14 protein-coding genes are annotated in these 16,903 nt (G+C 72.0%); 8 read left to right on the top strand and 6 right to left on the bottom strand.

Features of this window, described 5'->3' with window-relative positions; translation table 11 throughout:
• Positions 1 to 77 precede the first annotated feature (77 nt).
• Complete coding sequence (locus BX266_RS22705; protein WP_099902588.1) at positions 78 to 1,727, bottom strand: M4 family metallopeptidase; 1,650 nt, start codon at positions 1,725 to 1,727, stop codon at positions 78 to 80.
• Between the two features lie 462 nt (positions 1,728 to 2,189).
• Between BX266_RS22705 and BX266_RS22710 the strand changes: the two genes are divergently transcribed.
• From BX266_RS22710 to BX266_RS22720, 3 genes are all read left to right on the top strand, one after another.
• Positions 2,190 to 2,729: a MarR family winged helix-turn-helix transcriptional regulator gene (locus BX266_RS22710; RefSeq protein ID WP_099902590.1), complete on the top strand. Its 540-nt coding sequence runs from the start codon at positions 2,190 to 2,192 to the stop codon at positions 2,727 to 2,729.
• A gap of 80 nt (positions 2,730 to 2,809) precedes the next feature.
• Positions 2,810 to 3,151 (top strand): DUF3817 domain-containing protein, encoded by a 342-nt coding sequence (locus tag BX266_RS22715; protein WP_099902592.1) that lies wholly within the window; start codon positions 2,810 to 2,812, stop codon positions 3,149 to 3,151.
• A gap of 185 nt (positions 3,152 to 3,336) precedes the next feature.
• Entirely contained in the window at positions 3,337 to 5,037 is a 1,701-nt protein-coding gene (locus tag BX266_RS22720; protein ID WP_099902594.1) for a methylmalonyl-CoA mutase, read from the top strand.
• Here BX266_RS22720 and BX266_RS22725 read toward each other — a convergent pair.
• Positions 5,013 to 5,780, bottom strand: coding sequence for an SDR family oxidoreductase (locus tag BX266_RS22725; RefSeq protein ID WP_099902596.1), 768 nt, complete (start codon positions 5,778 to 5,780; stop codon positions 5,013 to 5,015). The two genes, BX266_RS22720 and BX266_RS22725, sit on opposite strands and share 25 nt — an antisense overlap.
• A 92-nt stretch (positions 5,781 to 5,872) precedes the next feature.
• Here BX266_RS22725 and BX266_RS22730 point away from each other — a divergent pair, with 92 nt between their 5' ends.
• Positions 5,873 to 6,766 (top strand): sigma-70 family RNA polymerase sigma factor, encoded by an 894-nt coding sequence (locus BX266_RS22730; RefSeq protein ID WP_099902598.1) that lies wholly within the window; start codon positions 5,873 to 5,875, stop codon positions 6,764 to 6,766.
• Between the two features lie 7 nt (positions 6,767 to 6,773).
• Here the strand turns inward: BX266_RS22730 and BX266_RS22735 are convergent, their stop codons facing one another.
• Positions 6,774 to 7,394, bottom strand: coding sequence for a TetR/AcrR family transcriptional regulator (locus BX266_RS22735; RefSeq protein WP_099908185.1), 621 nt, complete (start codon positions 7,392 to 7,394; stop codon positions 6,774 to 6,776).
• A 392-nt stretch (positions 7,395 to 7,786) separates the two neighbouring features.
• Between BX266_RS22735 and trxA the strand changes: the two genes are divergently transcribed.
• From trxA to BX266_RS38790, 4 genes are all read left to right on the top strand, one after another.
• Positions 7,787 to 8,773 carry a thioredoxin gene (trxA, locus tag BX266_RS22740; RefSeq protein ID WP_099902600.1) on the top strand — a complete coding sequence of 329 codons (987 nt, stop codon included), beginning with the start codon at positions 7,787 to 7,789 and terminating at the stop codon, positions 8,771 to 8,773.
• Between the two features lie 563 nt (positions 8,774 to 9,336).
• The gene (locus BX266_RS22745) at positions 9,337 to 9,981 is read left to right on the top strand and encodes a DUF6230 family protein (protein WP_099902601.1); all 645 of its coding nucleotides are present in this window, start codon (positions 9,337 to 9,339) and stop codon (positions 9,979 to 9,981) included.
• 147 nt (positions 9,982 to 10,128) lie between these two features.
• Entirely contained in the window at positions 10,129 to 10,665 is a 537-nt protein-coding gene (locus BX266_RS22750) for a DUF6114 domain-containing protein (protein ID WP_099902603.1), read from the top strand.
• A complete protein-coding gene (locus BX266_RS38790) occupies positions 10,662 to 11,864 on the top strand; it encodes a hypothetical protein (protein WP_180290575.1) in 1,203 nt (400 codons plus the stop codon). Before BX266_RS22750 ends, BX266_RS38790 begins: the two co-directional genes overlap by 4 nt.
• A 75-nt stretch (positions 11,865 to 11,939) precedes the next feature.
• Here the strand turns inward: BX266_RS38790 and pyk are convergent, their stop codons facing one another.
• The 3 genes from pyk to pta all read right to left on the bottom strand — a co-directional run bounded on the left by pyk (position 11,940) and on the right by pta (position 16,823).
• Positions 11,940 to 13,370, bottom strand: coding sequence for a pyruvate kinase (gene pyk / locus BX266_RS22760; protein ID WP_099902604.1), 1,431 nt, complete (start codon positions 13,368 to 13,370; stop codon positions 11,940 to 11,942).
• Between the two features lie 112 nt (positions 13,371 to 13,482).
• Positions 13,483 to 14,691 carry an acetate kinase gene (locus BX266_RS22765; protein ID WP_099902606.1) on the bottom strand — a complete coding sequence of 403 codons (1,209 nt, stop codon included), beginning with the start codon at positions 14,689 to 14,691 and terminating at the stop codon, positions 13,483 to 13,485.
• Complete coding sequence (gene pta, locus BX266_RS22770) at positions 14,688 to 16,823, bottom strand: phosphate acetyltransferase (RefSeq protein ID WP_099902608.1); 2,136 nt, start codon at positions 16,821 to 16,823, stop codon at positions 14,688 to 14,690. Before pta ends, BX266_RS22765 begins: the two co-directional genes overlap by 4 nt.
• Positions 16,824 to 16,903 lie beyond the last annotated feature (80 nt).

Below are 16,903 nucleotides of genomic sequence, written 5' to 3' on the forward strand. Positions count from 1 at the left end.
AACGTGGTGCGCGGCGGCCGGGCCTCCTCGTGGGAGGCCCGACCGCCGCGGGCTCTGCACTGACTACCGGTTGGGCGTCAGTTGACGTTCACGCCGGTCCAGGCCGCGGCCACCGCGTTGTACTGGACGGAGCCGGAGCCGTACAGGTCGGCGGCGGCGCTCAGGGTCGCGGTGCGCGCGCCCTTGTAGTTGGTGGTGGAGGTCATGTAGACCGACAGCGCCCGGTACCAGATCTGGGCGGCCTTGTCCCGCCCGATGCCGGTCAGCGTCGCGCCGTTGTAGGTGGGCGAGTTGTAGCTCACGCCGTTGATGGTCTTCGCGCCGCTGCCCTCGGCCAGCAGGTAGAAGAAGTGGTTGGCGACGCCCGAGGAGTAGTGGACGTCCTTGCTGCCGACCGTGGAGGACCAGTAGTCGGCCGAGCCGCCGTCCTTGGAGGGCTTGTCCATGTAGCGCAGCGGCGTGCCGTCGCCGTTGATGTTGATCAGCTCGCCGATCAGGTAGTCCGGGTTGTCCTTCGACAGGTTGGCGTAGAACTCGACCATGGTGCCGAAGATGTCGGAGGTGGCCTCGTTCAGACCGCCGGACTCGCCCGAGTAGTTCAGGCCCGCGGTGTTGGAGGTCACACCGTGGCTCATCTCGTGGCCGGAGACGTCGAGCTCGGTCAGCGGGTGGGTGTTGGACGCACCGTCGCCGTAGGTCATGCAGAAGCAGCTGTCGTCCCAGAACGCGTTCACGTAGTTGCGCCCGTAGTGGACCCGGCTGTACGCGCCGACGCCGTCGTTGCGGATGCCGCTGCGGCCGAAGGTGTTCTTGTAGAAGTCCCAGGTGACGGCCGCGCCGTACTGGGCGTCCACCGCGGCGGACTCGCCGTTGGAGACCAGGCCGTTGCCCCAGCTGTTGGTGGTCTTCGAGTAGACGGTGCCCTTGCCGGAGGTCTTGTTGGCCAGGTTGGTGGTGTACTGCCCGCCGCGGCTGGCGTCCTTCAGCGTGTAGGTCGAGCCGGAGAGCGTGGTGGTCAGCGGGACGCTGCCGACGAAGACGCCGTTGCCGGTGCCGGCCGCGTCGATGGTCTGGATCTCCTCGTGGGTGGAGAGCACCGCGCCGGTGTCGGCGTCGGTGACCAGCAGCTGGCGGCTGGGGGTGCCGTCCGCCCGCACGCCCTCCACGGTGGTCCGGTAGGCCAGCCGCGGGGCGCCGTCGGCGGCCCAGATCACCAGCTGGGCGCCGTTGTTGGCGCCGGAGACCGAGGTCAGGGCGGCCTCGTCGGCGTCCTTGCTGGTCCCGACGGTGGCCTGCACCGCGCCGGTGGCCTTGGAGGCGGCCTGGGCGGCCGTCAGCTTCGGGCTCAGCGAGGCGGGGGCCACGCTGCCGGAGACGGCCTTCTCGCTGCCGCGGACCTGGCCCTTGGCGTCCTGGTGCACGATCAGGTCGCCGCCGAGCACCGGCAGGCCGTTGTAGGTGCGCTCGTAACGGAAGTGGCGGGTGCCGTCGGCGTCGACGATCGCGTCCTTGACGACGAGGTTCTCCTGCGCGCCCAGACCCAGGGCCTTGGCGGCGGAAGGCGCCTGGGAGGCGGCCAGCGCCAGCAGTTGGCCGCGGTGCTGGCCCGCGGCGTTCTGGGCGGCCGGGTTCGGGAGTGCCTGGGCGATCCCGGCGCTCACCTGGATGGCGCCGGCGAGCAGGGCAGAGGCAGAGAGAACGGCTCCGACAGCGAGCTTTCGCTTCACGGTACGGGTTCCTTCCGGATCAACCGCGTGTGCGCGGTCGCACCTCGTTCCGGGGCACCGGGGTCAGTGCCTGCTGGGGCGGATACGGGTGCTGACGTGCAGCTCCGTGCGGTCAGGCGACAGCAGCCGGTGGGGTGGGGCCGGCAGTGTCGAACGGGGCTGGCCAGAAGCATGACAAGCGTTCAAATCCGCGAACAGCGCCTCGGCAACAATTGGCAAACTCTCGCCAGCGGGGTGGTTCCGGCCCGGTGGGAGAATCGGAGGTTTCGCCGCGAACCATGCCGTGCGGGCTGCGCGAAGGCCCAACTCCCGCTCTTTCACTGAATAGTGACGGAATATGCGGTGTAAAGAGTCGCCGCGCGACGGCGGTTGTCTGTTTGGCGTGATCCCGCCAACCGGTCGCCTTGTCCACCATCGTGGACACCTGCTACCCCCGTCCGCGCCCGCGGGTACGGTGGGGGCGTGCCCAAGCCCCTCGCCCTCGACTTCGACCCGATCGCCCGCGCCGACGAGCTCTGGACCCGCCGCTGGGGCAACGTGCCGTCCATGGCGGCGATCACCTCGGTGATGCGCGCCCACCAGATCCTGCTGGCCCGGGTGGACGCGGTGGTCAAGCCCTACGGCCTGACCTTCGCCCGCTACGAGGCCCTGGTGCTGCTCACCTTCAGCCGCTCCGGCGAGCTCCCGCTCTCCAAGATCGGCGAGCGCCTGATGGTCCACCCCACCAGCGTCACCAACACCGTCGACCGCCTGGAGCGGTCCGGACTGGTCGCCCGCCGCCCCAACCCGCTGGACGGCCGCGGCGTGCTCGCCGCGATCACCGACCGCGGCCGCCAGGTGGTCGAGAGCGCCACCCGCGAGCTGATGGCCGTCGAGTTCGGCCTGGAGGGCTACGACGCCGACGCCTGCCGGGAGGTGTTCGAACTGCTCCGGCCGCTCCGGGTCGCTGCCGGCGACTTCGAGGCGCCGGCCCAGGAGGGCCCGGGCGGGGCCGGGGCGTAGGGCCGGTTACCCTCGTGTGAGCGGCCCGCCCGACGGGGGCGCCGCCACCGTGAATCGGGCCGAGCGAGGCGAGGTAAGAGATGAAGGCGACCCCCCTGCTGGGCTGGTACCGCGGCCTGGCGATCGCGACCGGTGTCGCACTGCTGGTCTTCTGCGGGTTCATCCTGGCGAAGTACGGCTTCGACGCCGGCGCCGACGCCACCACCTACGTGGCGATGGTCCACGGCTACCTCTACATCGGCTACTTCGTGGTGACCTTCCTGCTCGGCCAGAAGCTCAAGTGGCCGCTCGGCCGGATGGTGCTGTTCCTGGCCGCCGGCTGCATCCCGTTCGCCTCCTTCGTCGCCGAGCGCAAGGTGGTCGCCGAGGCCCGCGGCAAGCTGGTCCCCGCCCAGGCCACGCGGGAGACCGCCGGCGTCTGACGCCCCGTCACGCACCTATCGAGCGCCCCTTCCCCGCCCGCCGGGGGAGGGGCGCTCTCGGCTGTTCGGACCAGCCCCGGCGCGTGGGCATCGACAGATACTTGGACGTCCGAGTAAATTAGTAGGACATCCAAGTAGTTCTGCCGTTCCCCCGGGGCGGCCGCACGGAGCGGGAGTCGGAGCCGATGGACGCCGAGCAGATCGAGGCCGGCCGGCAGCGCTGGCAGCAGCGGTACGACAAGGCACGCAAGCGCGACGCCGACTTCACCACCCTCAGCGGCGAGACCGTCGAGCCCGTCTACGGGCCCGCGCCCGGCCAGGCGGTCGAGGGCTTCGAACGCATCGGCTGGCCCGGCGAGTACCCCTACACCCGCGGCCTGCACGCCACCGGCTACCGCGGCCGCGCCTGGACCATCCGCCAGTTCGCCGGCTTCGGCAACGCCGAGCAGACCAACGAGCGCTACCGGATGATCCTCGAAGCCGGCGGCGGCGGCCTCTCGGTCGCCTTCGACATGCCGACCCTGATGGGATACGACTCCGACGACGCCCGCTCGCTCGGCGAGGTCGGCCACTGCGGCGTCGCCATCGACTCCGCCGCCGACATGGAGGTGCTGTTCCGCGGCATCCCGCTCGGCGACGTCACCACCTCGATGACCATCAGCGGACCCGCCGTCCCGATCTTCTGCATGTACCTGGTCGCCGCCGAACGCCAGGGCGTCGACCCCGCCGTCCTCAACGGCACCCTGCAGACCGACATCTTCAAGGAGTACATCGCGCAGAAGGAGTGGCTCTTCGCCCCCGAGCCCCACCTGCGCCTGATCGGCGACCTGATGGAGCACTGCGCCCGCGGCATCCCCGCCTACAAGCCGCTCTCGGTCTCCGGCTACCACATCCGGGAAGCCGGAGCCACGGCCGCGCAGGAACTCGCCTACACCCTCGCCGACGGCCTCGCCTACGTCGAGCTCGGCCTGTCCCGCGGCCTCGACGTGGACGTGTTCGCCCCCGGCCTGTCCTTCTTCTTCGACGCCCACCTCGACTTCTTCGAGGAGATCGCCAAGTTCCGCGCCGCCCGCCGGATCTGGGCCCGCTGGATGCGCGACCACTTCGGCGCGAAAACCGAGAAGGCGCAGTGGCTGCGCTTCCACACCCAGACCGCCGGCGTCTCGCTCACCGCCCAGCAGCCCTACAACAACGTGGTCCGCACCGCCGTCGAGGCGCTCTCCGCCGTCCTCGGCGGCACCAACTCGCTGCACACCAACGCCCTCGACGAGACCCTCGCGCTCCCCAGCGAGCAGGCCGCCGAGATCGCGCTGCGCACCCAGCAGGTGATCATGGAGGAGACCGGCGTCACCAACGTCGCCGACCCGCTCGGCGGCTCCTGGTACGTCGAGGCCCTCACCGACCGGATCGAGCAGCAGACCGAGGCGATCTTCCAGCAGATCCTGGACAAGGGCAGCCTGGACAAGGGCAGCGCCGAGCACCCGATCGGGCCGATGACCGCGGGCATCCTGCGCGGCATCGAGGAGGGCTGGTTCACCGGCGAGATCGCCGAGGCCGCGTTCCGGTACCAGCAGGGCGTCGAGAAGGGCGACAAGCGCGTGGTCGGCGTCAACTGCCACCCCCGCAGCGTCACCCCCGAACTCGAGATCCTCCGGGTCAGCCACGAGGTCGAACGCGAGCAGGTCCGGGTCCTGCGCGAGCGCAAGGCCGGGCGCGACGAGAGCGCCGTCCGGGCCGGGCTCGACGCGATGCTGGCCGCCGCCCGCTCCGGCGCCAACATGATCGAGCCCATGCTCCGGGCCGTCCGCGCCGAGGCCACCCTCGGCGAGATCTGCCACGCCCTGCGCGAGGAGTGGGGCACCTACCGCGAGAACGCCAGCTTCTGACGCTCCGCCAGGAAGGCCTCCCAGGTGCGGGTGCCGCGCATCGCCCCCGCACCGGCCAGGTTCTCCTGGTTGCGGTACGCGCGGCCGACCTTGCCGGCGAGCGGGACGGGGAGGGCGGGGCGGTTGCGCCCCAGGGCGCTGCGGACGAGGTCGGCGAAGGCGTAGTCGCGCGGGCCGGCCAGGTCGGGCACCAGGCCGGCGGGAGCGCCGCCGAGGGTGAGGGCGACCAGCCGGTCGGCGACGTCCCGCGCGTCGACGGGCTCGAAGCGCAGGCCGCCGGGCGCGGGCAGCAGCGGGAGCCTGCCGACCTTGCCGGCGACGTCGAGCACCAGGTCGTGGAACTGGGCGGCGCGCAGCACGGTCCACGGGACGCCGCACCCGCCGATCGCGAGCTCCGCGTCGCGCTTGGCGCGGAACCAGCCGAGCGGCATCCGGTCCGCGCCGATCACCGAGACCATCACGACGTGCCGGACGCCGCCCGCCCGGGCCATCGCCGCGGCGAGGTTCCGGGCCGCCACGTCGTCGCCCTTCGGGCCTCCGGCCAGGTGCAGAACGGTGTCGATCCCGTCCAGCGCCCCGTCCGGACCGGTCCCGGCGACCAGGTCGCCGGTCAGGTGGCGGACGCCGTCGGCGTCGGGCCGCGCGGTGCGGGTCAGGACCCGGACCCGGCAGCCGGCGGCGACCAGCCGGGGGAGGACGTGGCGGCCGAGGGTCCCGGTGCCGCCGGTGACGAGGACGTTCATGTCGGGCTCCGATCCGGCCGCCGGGGTGATCGTCCGGCCTGCCACAGTGGGTGTCTGCTGTGTTGACCCCGACCGGGAAAGGGATGTGACAGATGAGCGGGGGAACTCTTCTCGCGGAGCGCTTCGAGGCGCATCGGCCCAGGTTGCGGGCGGTGGCGTACCGGATGCTCGGCTCGCTGGGCGAGGCCGAGGACGCGGTGCAGGAGACCTGGCTGCGGCTGGACCGGCACGCGGAGGAGGTCGACGCGGAGGTGGACAACCTCGGCGGCTGGCTGACCACGGTGGCGTCCCGGGTGTGCCTGAACGAGCTGCGCAGCCGGGACCGGCGGCGCGAGGACGCGCTGGACACCGAGGTGCCGGACCCGGTGCTGGCCGCGCCGGAGCGGGACGATCCGGAGGCGGCGGCGCTGCTGGGCGACCAGGTGGGGATGGCGCTGCAGGTGGTGCTGGGGACGCTGGGCCCGGCGGAGCGGCTGGCGTTCGTGCTGCACGACCTGTTCGCGGTGCCGTTCGAGGAGATCGCGCCGCTGCTGGAGAAGTCCCCGGCGGCGGTGCGGCAGGCGGCCAGCCGGGCCAGGAAGCGGGTGAAGGAGCGCGCGCCGGAGCCGGACCGCGACCCGCTGGCGCAGCGCACCGCGGTGGAGGCGTTCCTGGCGGCGTCCCGGGAGGGCGACTTCGAGGGCCTGGTGGCGGTGCTGGCCCCGGACGCGGTGCTGCGCGCGGACGGCGGCGCGGCGATGGCGCAGCTGAGCAAGGTGATCCGCGGCGGCACGACGATCGCGTCCTCGGCGCAGGGCTTCCGGCACCTGGCCCCGTTCGGCCGCCTGGTGCTGGTGAACGGCGCCTACGGGGTGCTGACGGTCATCGACGGCAAGGCGGTGTCGGTGATGGCGTTCACCGTGGTGGGCGGCCGGGTGGCGCAGATCGACGTGCTGACCGATCCGGAGCGGCTGGCGACGCTGGACCTGACCGGGCTCGCGGCCTGACGGAGGGTCAGCGCAGCAGGCCCGGGAGGGGGCCGAGCAGCAGCGTGGTGAAGCGGCGGATCCAGTCCGCGGTGACGGGTTCGCCGCTCACCAGCAGCCGGTGCTCGACGGTGCCGGCGATGGTGTCGAAGATGATGTCGATCTCCTCGTCGGCGGCGGCCGGGTCCCGGTCGGGGTCCATCTCGCCGCGGGCCTGCGCGTTGGCCCGGCCGAGCTGGACCAGCACCTTCTGCGGCTCGACGATCCGCTCCCGGATCCGGCGGCGCAGTTGCGGGTCGCGGGAGCCCTCGGCGAACAGCGCGAGCAGCGCGGCCTGGGTCTCGGGCAGCGAGAGCAGCTCGGCGAACCGGGCGACCACGGCCTCGATGTCGGCCTGCAGGCTGCCGCGGTCGGCGCACTCCAGCTGGTCGAACAGGCTGGCGATGGCGTCGACGACGAGCTCGCTCTTGGACGGCCAGCGGCGGTACAGGGTGGTCTTGGCGACGCCGGCGCGCTGCGCGACGTCACCCATGGTGAGCCCGCCCCAGCCGAGTTCGGCGAGCGCCTCGCGGGTGGCCTCCAGGATGGCCTGGTCGGCGGCGGCGCTGCGGGGGCGGCCCTTGCCGCGGGCGGGCGGCGCGTCCTCCACCGGCCCGGCCGACGGGTCCCGGTGCTCGGCGGGCTGCCGGGTGGTGGGGGCCACCGCGCCTCCTGGCTTGTTTACTCAGAAGTAACTTGTTCGCCCCACGGTAGCGACCCGCCACCCCCTCCGGCACCCGGCGCGCGGGCGAAAGTGGGGCAGCTCACGCTCCCGGACGGGGGTGGGGGCTTGCGGGGGGAGCCCGGGAGACAGATACGCTACGACCAGTAGCGAAAGAGCGACAACCTTCGCGCCCTGCCCTCCGGGATCGGGCGGGCGCGCGACGCGGATGGGGATCCGCGTCCACGGTTCGGGCTCCGCCGGGGGAGGCGGGCGGCTCGCGCCGGTCTTTTCCGGGCGGATGGCGTCCGGCACCGGCTCCGACGGGGGAGGATAGAGCCATGCAGTCACGGAATTCGCGTCTCAACAGCTCCGCCCTGCGCGGTGCGGTGGACCTCGCCGCGGTGAAGGCGGCCGGAGAGGCCGCCCAGAAGGCCGAGCAGACCCGGGCCGAGCGGGCCCGGCAGGCGGCGTCGGGCGACGGCCCGGCGCTCGCGGACTACCCCCTGGTACTGGACGTCACCGAGGAGACCTTCGAGTCCGAGGTGGTCCAGCGCTCGGCCGAGGTCCCGGTGGTGGTGGACTTCTGGGCCGAGTGGTGCGGCCCGTGCAAGCAGCTCAGTCCGATCCTGGAGCGCCTCGCCGAGGAGTACGCCGGCCGGATCGTGCTGGCCAAGATCGACGTCGACGCCAACCAGCTGATCGCCCAGCAGTTCGGCATCCAGGGCATCCCGGCCGTGATGGCCGTGGTGGCGGGCCAGCTGGTGCCGCTGTTCCAGGGCGCCGAGAGCGAGGCCAACGTCCGCAAGATCCTGGACCAGCTGATCGCGGTGGCCGAGCAGCGCTTCGGCATCGTCGGCGGGGCCGCCGGCGGCGCGGTCGGCGAGGGCGCCGAGGCGGCGCCCCGGGTGCCGGTCGACCCGGAGCTGGAGGCCGCGCACGACGCGCTGGACCGGGGCGACCTGGACGGCGCGGTGCTGGCGTACCAGGCCGTGCTGAGCGACCGGCCGGGCCACGTCGAGGCGAAGCTGGGCCTGGCGCAGGCGCAGCTGCTGCAGCGGGTGGAGAAGCTCGACCCGCAGCGGGTGCGGGCGGACGCGGCGGCCGACCCGAAGGACGTGCCGGCGCAGCTGCGGGCGGCGGACCTGGACCTGGTCGGCGGGCACGTCGAGGACGCCTTCGGGCGGCTGGTGGACACCGTCGCCAAGACCTTCGGCGACGACCGGGACGCCGCGCGGCTGCGGCTGCTGGAGCTGTTCGAGGTGATCGGTCCGGAGGACCCGCGCACCGTGGCGGCCCGTCAGGCGCTGGCCCGGGTGCTGTTCTGACGGCTGTTCCGGCGGCACTCGGTGACACCTCGGATGACCTGCGGTGTCGTCGGTGATTTGACGACTTTCACGGGTAATCCGGGCACGTTTACCAAATCTTGATAACACCCCTTCTTCGTCACTCCAGGTGACGAAGAAGGGGTGTTCGCTGTTATTTTCCCGGGTTTCGGTCGGCCCGACACCGCCCCGTGGTGACGATCCGTAGTGGAGCCTTCGATTCCATGATCGACGGTGTTCACTGTTGGATTACCCGTCAGTAACGGACCTCTTGTGCTCAGCCCGGGATTCGACAACGATCGGCGACGCCCGGTCCCTCGGCAACGAGGGTCCCCACCGGGTGAGGGCAGGGGGGTAACCGCAGATCCCACGCGGCGGTTCCTGGCCTCCACGGTCGCGCAGCCCGCGCGGTCGCACGGTTGTCGCTCGGGGGTGATCGCCGAACGCCGTCCCCACGGCGCGGCGCTCTCCGCTACCGAGGACGTAGCTCTCTCCCATCCCGGGCCGGACCATGTGCGGGACGCACCGGAACGGCCGGAGATGTACGTCCTAGAAGGAGGACTCGCATGTCCCAGTCTTACGGCAAGACCCGCTGGAAGCGCTTCGCCCTGGTGATGGTGCCCAGCGTCGCGGCCACCGCCGCGATCGGTGTCTCCCTGGCCAACTCCGCGCTGGCGGCCTCGTTCTCGGTCTCCGGCCAGCAGTTCAAGGTCACCGTGCAGGACCTCCAGGGCGAGGGCTTCTCGCAGTTCGGCGGCGTCGACGTCGAGAAGAACGGCACCCCGCACCCGGTCGCCATCTCGTCCTTCGACCACGCCAAGCTGCAGAACCTCTGCCAGTCGGTCGTCACCGACCTCGGCCCGCTCGGCAAGTGGACCCTGGTCCTGAACGCCGGCAACAGCTCGGACGACGCCAAGAAGGTCGACGCCCAGCAGCTGCTGATCGACATGACCCAGCTGAACGCCGACGCCGAGTTCAAGAACATCAACATCGGCCAGGACGCCGGCACCCTGCAGGGTTCTGCGGTCGACAAGCTCAAGAACGACGGCGGCAAGCTGCCGACCGGCGCCCAGGGCTTCGCCCAGCACGCCGAGTCCGCTCACCTCACCGGTGTCCAGCAGACCGCCTGGGCCACCTCGGCCGGCACCTTCACGCTCCCGGGCCTGAAGCTGAACATCAACCAGGGCACCGACAGCGAGTGCTACAAGTAGTCCGCTCCTGAGGGCCCGTCGACCGGGCCCGACGGCGGACCAGTTGGTCCGAGGGGGCGGACGCGCGCCGCCCCCTCGTCACCGCTCCCCGGGCGACCCCGGGGCCATCCGTCTTTCCCCTCGGACCCACCATCGAGGAGTCGCACCATGTCCAGCGCAACCGTCGAGGCCTGGCCCGAGGGCCCGGTCGGCTTCGTCAGCCGCGTCCGATGGGGGTTCCGCGCCTGGCGGCGCACCCGGCCCTTCTGGGGTGGCCTGCTGGCCATGATTGCCGGCCTCCCGATCCTCTACTTCCCGTACGCGCACCTCAGCCTGGGCGGGCTCACGGTGGCGATGTCCACCACGGCCGGCGCCGGCTCGCTGATCATCGGCCTGCTGATGATCGCGCTCGGCCTGACCGCCTGGTTCCAGCCGCTGGTGCGGATCTTCTGCGGCGTCGCGACCACCATCCTGGCGCTGATCTCCATTCCGGTCTCCAACCTGGGCGGCTTCGGCCTGGGCCTGATCCCGGGTCTGATCGCCGGCGGCCTGCTGGTGTCCTGGGCGCCGCTGCAGGCGCCGGTCGCCGTCGCCGAGGAGACCGTCGCCGAACCGGCCGGGACGTTCGCCGAGCAGCCCGCCGCCGAGCAGCCCCTGGAGTACGGAGCGGCCCCGACGCAGCCCGCCGAGGAGGAGCAGCGGTGACCGAGTCCGAGAAGCCGACCGTCACCGGCCCGCGGCACGCGGCGCCCCGGGAGGGTGTCGGTGCCCGGCTGCGCGGGCGGGCGCTGGCGATGGCGGCGGTGCCGACCGCGCTGCTGGTCGGCGCGGCCTACGCGCCGACCCTCGCCGTGGCTGCCGACCCGCAGGCCGGCGCGTGCGCCAGCAGCCCGGACACCGTGCTCAAGGAGACGCCCGTCCCGAAGAGCGAGATCAAGGTGCTGCCGGACTCCTCGGTGAGCCAGGCGGAGGCCGCCGCCTCCGGGCAGGCGCCCGCGGGCAGCGCCGCCGCGGTGCCCGCGGTGTTCACCGGCTCCACCACCGCGGGCACCGCCGTGTACACCGCGCCGAACTCCGGTGCGGCGCCCTCGGTGCAGCAGGCCGGGGTGATCGACGACCTGTGGAACAACCTGATCCACCCGGGCTCCGCCGCGACGCCGACCCCCACGCCGACCGCCAAGGCCGAGACCTCCGCGAGCCCGTCCACCGCCGCGACGCCCTCGGCCGCGCCGTCCCCGTCCACCGCCGGACGGGCCGCCGCCACGCCCTCGGCGACGCCGAAGGCCCCGGCCTCCTCCGCGCCCGCCACCACCCCGAAGGCGGCCGGTTCGCCGTCGCCGTCCGCGTCCGCCTCGGCCGACCCGAACTGCCTGGTGAGCACCAAGGGCCTGGCCGCGAAGGCCGCGCCCTCGGGCCACGTGGTGCCGGACCAGAACTGGGTGCTGCACTCGACCAAGCTGGCGCTGCACGGCTCGGTGTTCAACGGCGTCTACGACGTGACCACGGAGAGCGGCACCAAGCGGGTGCTGAAGTTCACCACCGCCAGCGTCGACATCGAGAACCTGGACATGTCGACCATCCAGATCCCGGGGCTGACCTTCCACGTGAAGAGCCGCGAGGGATCGACCTCGACCATGCGCAACGGCCCGATCACCATGTACGTGGAGAGCCTGTCGGGCCACCTCGCGGCGGTCTACGGCCTGCCGATACCGATCGACCTGGGCCCGATCACGCTGACCCCGGACACCCTGCCCAAGTGGCTGTGGGACCTGCTGGGCGCCGTGCCGATTCCGCTGGACCTCACCCTGAACGACGCCAAGGCGGTGCAGGCGGGCCAGTTCGGTGGCGACCTGAAGATCCCGGGCATGCGGTTGTTCAACGACGAGACGCCCTACGACGGCTGACGACGCCGTAGGTACGAACGCCGCAGGGCGGGACCCGGTCCTCGGGTCCCGCCCTGCGGCGTCGTTACCGGGTGCTCAGCTCTCGGAGCGGGCGCCCAGGTGGTGGACCTGCACCATGTTGGTGGTGCCGGGAATGCCGACCGGCACGCCGGCCGTGACGATCACGGTGTCGCCCTCGGCGAGGCGGCCCATCTTCAGCAGCTCGCGGTCGACCTGCTCGACCATCTCGTCGGTGGTGGCCACCTGCTCCGAGACGTACGCCTCGACGCCCCAGCTCAGCGAGAGCTGGTTGCGGGTGGCGACGTCCGGGGTGAAGGCGATCACCGGGATCGGCGAGCGGTAGCGGGACAGCCGGCGGGCGGTGTCACCGGACTTGGTGAACGCGACCAGCGCCTTGCCGTCGAGGAAGTCGCCCAGCTCGCACGCGGCGCGGGCGACCGAGCCGCCCTGGGTGCGCGGCTTGCGGCCCGGGTTGAGCGGCTGGAGGCCCTGCGAGAGCAGCTCCTCCTCGGCCTTCTCGGCGATCCTGCTCATGGTCTTGACGGTCTCGACCGGGTACTTGCCGACCGAGGACTCGGCGGACAGCATGACCGCGTCCGTGCCGTCCAGGATGGCGTTGGCGACGTCGGAGACCTCGGCGCGGGTCGGGCGCGAGGCGTGGATCATCGACTCCATCATCTGGGTGGCGACGATGACCGGCTTCGCGTTCCGGCGGGCCAGGGTGACCAGCTGCTTCTGGACCAGCGGCACCTTCTCCAGCGGGTACTCCACGGCGAGGTCGCCGCGGGCCACCATGATCGCGTCGAAGGCGAGGACGATCTCCTCCATCGCCTCGACGGCCTGCGGCTTCTCGATCTTGGCGATGACCGGCACACGAATGCCGACCTCGTCCATGACCTTGTGCACGTCGTCGATGTCCGCGGCGTTGCGGACGAACGACAGCGCGACCATGTCGACGCCCAGCTGCAGGGCGAAGCGCAGGTCGTCCTTGTCCTTCTCGGACAGCGCGGGCACGTTGACGGCCGCGCCGGGCAGGTTGATGCCCTTGTTGTTGGAGAGGACGCCGCCCTCGACCACGACGGTCTTCACCCGCGGGCCGTCGACGCTGACGACCTCCAGGGCGATGACGCCGTCGTTGATCAGGATCGGGTCGCCGGGCCGCACGTCGCCGGGCAGGCCCTTGTAGGTGGTGCCGCAGATGTGCTGGTCACCGGGAACGTCTTCGGTGGTGATGGTGAACGTGTCGCCGTTGTCAACGGTCACCGGTCCGTTGGCGAAGGTCGCCAGTCGGATCTTGGGGCCCTGCAGGTCGGCCAGTACACCGATGGTGCGGCCGGTGTCCTCCGAGACCTGGCGGACCCGGCGGTACCGGTCCTCGTGCTCGGCGTGGGAGCCGTGGCTCATGTTGAGGCGGGCGACGTTCATGCCCGCTTCGACGATGGCCTTCAGCTGTTCGTAGGAGTCCGTCGCGGGACCCAGGGTGCAGACAATTTTCGCTCGGCGCATATCCGTCAGTCTATCCGTTCGTGTTATCGGTACATTCAGCTCGAATCGTCAGATATCGCCAACGAACATTCCGAGGGGTGGGATACTGACGAGTAGTCATCCCGCGCGGGGTCTACACCTCGTGGACCAGCGCGAACGTCTGCTGGGCGATCTCCAGTTCCTCGTCGGTGGGCACCACGGCCACGGTGACCCGCGCGTACGACGGCGAGACCACCCGCGCGTCCCGGGAGCGCACCGCGTTCAGCTCCGGATCGACCGAGATCCCCAGTTCCTCCAGATTGGCACAGACCGCGGCCCGCACCTCGGAGGAGTTCTCCCCGACGCCCGCGGTGAACGCCACCGCGTCCACCCGCCCGAGCACCGCGTAGTAGCCGCCCAGGTAGCGGCGGATCCGGTGCACGTAGGTGTCGAAGGCCAACTTGGCGTCCGCGTCGCCCTCCTGGGCCCGCCGCCAGACCTCGCGCATGTCGTTGTCCCCGCACAGGCCGAGCAGGCCGCTGCGCCGGTTCAGCAGGTCGTCGATCTGATCGATCGTCATCCCGCCCACCCGGTGCAGGTGGAACACCAGGCCCGGGTCCACGTCGCCGGAGCGGGTGCCCATCACCAGGCCCTCCAGCGGGGTCAGCCCCATCGAAGTCTCCACGCACACCCCGCCCGCCACCGCGGAGGCCGAGGCGCCGTTGCCCAGGTGCAGCACGATCACGTTCAGCTCCGCCGGGTCCCGCCCCAGCAGCCGGGCGGTGGCCCGCGAGACGTACTGGTGCGAGGTGCCGTGGAAGCCGTAGCGGCGCACCCGGTGCTCGTCGGCGGTCTGCCGGTCGATCGCGTACCGGGCCGCGTGCTCGGGCAGCGTGGCGTGGAAGGCGGTGTCGAACACCGCGACCTGCGGCAGGTCGGGGCGCAGCGCGCGGGCCACCTCGATCCCGGTGATGTTCGCCGGGTTGTGCAGCGGCGCGACCGGGATCAGCCGGCGGATCTCCGCCAGCACCGCGTCGGTGATCAGCGTCGGCCGGGTGAAGCGCAGCCCGCCGTGCACCACCCGGTGGCCGATCGCCGCCAGCTCCCGCGAGTCCAGGCCCATCCGGTCGGCGGCCAGCTCCTCGGCGACCGCCTTCAGCGCCGCGCCGTGGTCGGCGACGACCTGCAGCGTCTCGCGCGGCTCCCCGACCAGCGGCACGTGCAGCAGCCGGCCGCCGCCGGCCTCGCCGATCCGCTCCACCAGGCCGGACGCCAGCTTGGCGCCGTCCAGCATGTCGATCAGCTGGTACTTCACCGAGGAGGACCCGGCGTTCAGCACCAGGACTCGGGTACCGGTGGTCACTGCGCGCCTCCTGCGGGTGACTGGCTCTGCGGCTGGGACTGGATCGCGGTGATCGCCACGGTGTTGACGATGTCCTCCACCAGCGCGCCCCGGGACAGGTCGTTGACCGGCTTGTTCAGCCCCTGCAGCACCGGGCCGACCGCGATCGCCCCGGCCGAGCGCTGCACCGCCTTGTAGGTGTTGTTGCCGGTGTTGAGGTCCGGGAAGATCAGCACGGTGGCCCGGCCGGCGACCGCCGAGCCGGGCAGCTTGGTCGCCGCGACGTGCGCGTCCACCGCCGCGTCGTACTGGATCGGGCCCTCCACCAGCAGGTCGGGGCGGAGCTCGCGGACCAGCTCGGTGGCCTTGCGGACCTTGTCCACGTCCGCGCCGGAGCCCGAGGTGCCGGTGGAGTAGGAGAGCATCGCCACCCGCGGCTCCACCCCGAACTGGGCGGCGGTCTCCGCGGACTGGATCGCGATGTCGGCCAGCTGCTGGGCGTCCGGGTCCGGGTTGACCGCGCAGTCGCCGTACACCAGCACCTTGTCGGCCAGGCACATGAAGAACACCGAGGAGACGATCGCCGCTCCCGGCGAGGTCCTGATCACCTCGAAGGCGGGGCGGATGGTCGCCGCCGTCGAGTGCACCGCGCCCGACACCATGCCGTCCGCGATGCCCTCCTGCACCATCAGGGTGCCGAAGTACGAGACGTCGGTGACCACGTCCAGCGCCCGCTCCACCGTCATGCCCTTGTGCGCCCTGGCCCTCGCGTACAGCTCGGCGAACTGCTGGCGCAGCGGGCTGGCCGCCGGGTCGACCACCCGGACCTGCGCGCCCGCGTCGCCGGCCTGCGGGAACTCGATGCCCAGCGCGGCCGCCCTGCGGTGCACCGCGTCGGGGTCGCCGAGCAGGGTCAGGTCGCAGATGTTGCGGCGCAGCAGCACCTCGGCGGCGCGCAGCACCCGGTCCTCGACGCCCTCCGGCAGCACGATGTGCCGGCGGTCCTCGCGGGCCCGCTCCAGCAGCGCGTGCTCGAACATCATCGGGGTCACCCGCTCGGACCGGCTGAGCTCGATCCGGCTGGTCAACTCGGCGGTGTCCACGTGCAGTTCGAACAGGCCGAGGGCGACCTCGGCCTTCCGTGGACTGTTCGGGCCGATCCGGCCCTCCAGGTGGGTGAGCGCCGCCGCGGTCAGCCAGGACCCCTCGGAGACCTCCGCCACCGGGGTGCCGGGCGCCAGCCGGGCCGCCAGCGCCATCACGTTCGGGCCCGGGTGCTGGCCGAGCGTCAGCAGCACGCCCGCGATCGGCGGGGCGCCCGCGGCGTGCGCCGCCAGCGCGCCGATCACCAGGTCGGCCCGGTCGCCGGGGGTCACCACCAGCGCGCCCTCGGTCAGCGCGTTCAGGAAGGTCGGCAGCATCGCGCCGCCGAACACGAAGCTCCGCACGTCCCGGGACAGCCCCGCCGCGTCGCCCAGCAGCACCTGCGCGCCGGTCGCCTCCACCAGCTGCGCCACGGTCGGTGCGGACAGCGCCGGCTCCTCCGGGATCACGTACACCGGCACCGGCAGCTTCTCGGTCAGCGTCCGCTGCACCTGCTGCTTGGCGCCCGGCGCCACCCGGTTGGCGATCATCGCCAGGATCGAGCAGCCCAGGTCCCGGTACGCCCGGTGCGCGTTGCGGACCTCCGCCACCACCGCCTGCGGGTCCTCGTGCTGCCCGCCCACCACCGGCAGCACGCCCGCCCCGAACTCGTTCGCCAGCCGCGCGTTGAACGCCAGCTCGTCCGGGATGTTCGTCCCCGCGAAGTCGGTGCCCAGCACCAGCACCGCCTGGCAGCGCCGGGCCAGCCTGTGGAACCGGTCGACCAGCGTGGACACCAGCTCGTCCTGCCCCTGCGCGGCCTGCAGCGCGGCCGCCTCGTCGTAGGTCAGCCCGTACAGCTCGGTCGTCGGCAGGTCCAGCCGGTACCTGCTGCGCAGCAGTTCCACCACGTGGTCGCTGCCCGCCTCGCCGCCCTCCGGCGCGTGCACCAGCGGCCGGAACACCCCGACCCGGTCCACCTGACGGGTGAGCAGCTCCATGACCCCGAGCTCCACGGCCTGCCGGCCGTCCCCCCGGTCGATCCCGGTCACGTACACGCTGCGCGCCACGGTGGAGCTCTCCGTCCGTCGTCCCAGGCTGCGGTCACCTCGACCATACCTTCGTACGACAGTCGCACTGTGCTCCGGCG

Source organism: Streptomyces sp. TLI_171 (assembly GCF_003610255.1).
In the GTDB taxonomy this organism is placed as follows: Bacteria; Actinomycetota; Actinomycetes; order Streptomycetales; family Streptomycetaceae; genus Kitasatospora.

What these genes read in the sequence shown, in the direction of transcription:
- trxA (WP_099902600.1), top strand. Translation starts at nt 7,787, where the DNA reads ATGCAGTCACGGAATTCGCGTCTCAACAGCTCCGCCCTGCGCGGTGCG.
- BX266_RS22730 (WP_099902598.1), top strand. Translation starts at nt 5,873, where the DNA reads ATGAGCGGGGGAACTCTTCTCGCGGAGCGCTTCGAGGCGCATCGGCCC.
- pyk (WP_099902604.1), bottom strand. Translation starts at nt 13,370, where the DNA reads ATGCGCCGAGCGAAAATTGTCTGCACCCTGGGTCCCGCGACGGACTCC.
- BX266_RS22725 (WP_099902596.1), bottom strand. Translation starts at nt 5,780, where the DNA reads ATGAACGTCCTCGTCACCGGCGGCACCGGGACCCTCGGCCGCCACGTC.
- BX266_RS22745 (WP_099902601.1), top strand. Translation starts at nt 9,337, where the DNA reads ATGTCCCAGTCTTACGGCAAGACCCGCTGGAAGCGCTTCGCCCTGGTG.
- BX266_RS22720 (WP_099902594.1), top strand. Translation starts at nt 3,337, where the DNA reads ATGGACGCCGAGCAGATCGAGGCCGGCCGGCAGCGCTGGCAGCAGCGG.
- BX266_RS22750 (WP_099902603.1), top strand. Translation starts at nt 10,129, where the DNA reads ATGTCCAGCGCAACCGTCGAGGCCTGGCCCGAGGGCCCGGTCGGCTTC.
- BX266_RS22715 (WP_099902592.1), top strand. Translation starts at nt 2,810, where the DNA reads ATGAAGGCGACCCCCCTGCTGGGCTGGTACCGCGGCCTGGCGATCGCG.